The sequence below is a fragment of the Moritella viscosa genome (genome assembly GCF_900120065.1).
In the GTDB taxonomy this organism is placed as follows: domain Bacteria; phylum Pseudomonadota; class Gammaproteobacteria; order Enterobacterales; family Moritellaceae; genus Moritella; species Moritella viscosa.
Genome location: NZ_FPLG01000080.1, coordinates 1 through 3,151 on the forward strand (window position 1 = coordinate 1; position 3,151 = coordinate 3,151).

The 3,151-nt window shown below is 47.8% G+C and carries 1 rRNA gene; it reads right to left on the reverse strand.

What is annotated here, in order from left to right:
• Positions 1-92: 92 nt before the first annotated feature.
• Positions 93-2,982, reverse strand: a 23S ribosomal RNA gene (locus BT797_RS10730).
• Positions 2,983-3,151: the final 169 nt, after the last annotated feature.

The following is a 3,151-nucleotide window of genomic DNA, read 5'->3' on the forward strand; positions in this document are numbered from 1 at the left end:
ATCTGAAAAGCTATAAATAAAGAAGTCTTTAAAACATAAAGTATTCAATCTATTCTTAAGTCGATATTTCAATTAATCATACTTTAATTTGTATGGTTAAGCCTCACGGGTAATTAGTACAAGTTAGCTCAATGCCTCACAGCACTTACACACCTTGCCTATCAACGTTGTAGTCTCCAACGGCCCTTCAGGGGACTTAAAGTCCCAGTGAGAACTCATCTCGAGGCCTGCTTCCCGCTTAGATGCTTTCAGCGGTTATCAGTTCCGAACTTAGCTACCGGGCAATGCTATTGGCATAACAACCCGAACACCAGTGGTTCGTCCACTCCGGTCCTCTCGTACTAGGAGCAGCTCCTCTCAATTCTCAAACGCCCACGGCAGATAGGGACCGAACTGTCTCACGACGTTCTAAACCCAGCTCGCGTACCACTTTAAATGGCGAACAGCCATACCCTTGGGACCAACTTCAGCCCCAGGATGTGATGAGCCGACATCGAGGTGCCAAACACCGCCGTCGATATGAACTCTTGGGCGGTATCAGCCTGTTATCCCCGGAGTACCTTTTATCCGTTGAGCGATGGCCCTTCCATTCAGAACCACCGGATCACTAAGACCTACTTTCGTACCTGCTCGACGTGTCTGTCTCGCAGTTAAGCTGGCTTATGCCTTTGCACTAACCACATGATGTCCAACCATGTTTAGCCAACCTTCGTGCTCCTCCGTTACTCTTTGGGAGGAGACCGCCCCAGTCAAACTACCCACCAGACACTGTCCGCAATCCCGATTAGGGACCTACGTTAGAACATCAAACGTACAAGGGTGGTATTTCAAGGTTGACTCCACATCATCTAGCGACAATGCTTCATAGTCTCCCACCTATCCTACACATGTAGGTTCAATGTTCAGTGCCAAGCTATAGTAAAGGTTCACGGGGTCTTTCCGTCTAGCCGCGGGTACACTGCATCTTAACAGCGATTTCAATTTCACTGAGTCTCGGGTGGAGACAGCGTGGCCATCATTACGCCATTCGTGCAGGTCGGAACTTACCCGACAAGGAATTTCGCTACCTTAGGACCGTTATAGTTACGGCCGCCGTTTACCGGGGCTTCGATCATGAGCTTCGACCTAAGTCTAACCCAATCAATTAACCTTCCGGCACCGGGCAGGCGTCACACCGTATACGTCATCTTTCGATTTTGCACAGTGCTGTGTTTTTAATAAACAGTTGCAGCCACCATTTCTCTGCGACCAACAATAGCTTACGGAGCAAGTCCTTCACCATCATTGGCGTACCTTCTCCCGAAGTTACGGTACCATTTTGCCTAGTTCCTTCACCCGAGTTCTCTCAAGCGCCTTAGTATTCTCTACCTAACCACCTGTGTCGGTTTGGGGTACGATTCTCTCATATCTGAAGCTTAGAGGTTTTTCCTGGAAGCCGGGTATCAACTACTTCATCTCCGTAGAGACTCGTCATCAGCTCTCAGCCTTAATGTGCGCCCGGATTTACCTAAGCACACAGCCTACAACCTTAAACATGGACAACCATCGCCATGCTAGCCTAACCTTCTCCGTCACCCCATCGCAATATAAGTGAGTACAGGAATATTAACCTGTTTCCCATCGACTACGCCTTTCGGCCTCGCCTTAGGGGTCGACTCACCCTGCCCCGATTAACGTTGGACAGGAACCCTTGGTCTTTCGGCGTGGAGGTTTTTCACCCCCATTATCGTTACTCATGTCAACATTCGCACTTCTGATACCTCCAGCAAGCTTCTCAACTCACCTTCGACGGCTTACAGAACGCTCCTCTACCATGCATACAAGTATGCATCCGTAGCTTCGGTGGTATGTTTAGCCCCGTTAAATCTTCCGCGCAGACCGACTCGACCAGTGAGCTATTACGCTTTCTTTAAAAGATGGCTGCTTCTAAGCCAACTTCCTGGCTGTCTGAGCCTTTCCACATCGTTTCCCACTTAACATACACTTTGGGACCTTAGCTGACGGTCTGGGTTGTTTCCCTTTCCACGACGGACGTTAGCACCCGCCGTGTGTCTCCCGCGATTGAACTTATTGGTATTCGGAGTTTGCAAAGGGTTGGTAAGTCGGGATGACCCCCTAGCCTTAACAGTGCTCTACCCCCAATAGTTAGACGCGAGGCGCTACCTAAATAGCTTTCGAGGAGAACCAGCTATCTCCCGGTTTGATTGGCCTTTCACCCCCAGCCACAAGTCATCCGCTAATTTTTCAACATTAGTCGGTTCGGTCCTCCAGTTGATGTTACTCAACCTTCAACCTGCCCATGGCTAGATCACCGGGTTTCGGGTCTAATCCCAGCAACTATTCGCGCAGTTAACACTCGGTTTCCCTACGGCTCCGCTATTCGCTTAACCTTGCTACTGAAATTAAGTCGTTGACCCATTATACAAAAGGTACGCAGTCACCCAACAAAGTAGGCTCCCACTGCTTGTACGTATACGGTTTCAGGTTCTATTTCACTCCCCTCACAGGGGTTCTTTTCGCCTTTCCCTCACGGTACTGGTTCACTATCGGTCAGTCAGTAGTATTTAGCCTTGGAAGATGGTCCTCCCATATTCAAACAGCATATCACGTGTGCCGTCCTACTCGATTTCACAGTAAGGTCGTTTTCATGTACGGGACTATCACCCTGTATCGTGAAACTTTCCAGAATCTTCCACTAACTTCCAAACTGCTTAAGGGCTAGACCCCGTTCGCTCGCCGCTACTAAGGGTATCTCTATTGATTTCTTTTCCTCGGGGTACTTAGATGTTTCAGTTCTCCCGGTTCGCTTCGTAACGCTATGTATTCACGTTACGATACTCTACAAAGTAGAGTGGGTTCCCCCATTCGGAAATCTGTGGATTAACGCTTTTTATCAACTCCCCACAGCTTAACGCAGATTAACACGTCCTTCATCGCCTCTGACTGCCTAGGCATCCACCGTATACGCTTAGTCACTTAACCATACAATCTAAAGTCGACTGTACAATTGAAATAACTAGGTATTATCTAGTTTTTTTCGCCTCAAGAATACTCAAGAACACTCTATTGTTATTGCCGAAGCAATAACGTGTTTTAAGAACTTCTTTATTTATTCAGCTTTCCAAATTTTTAAAGAGCAATTTGCTAAAAA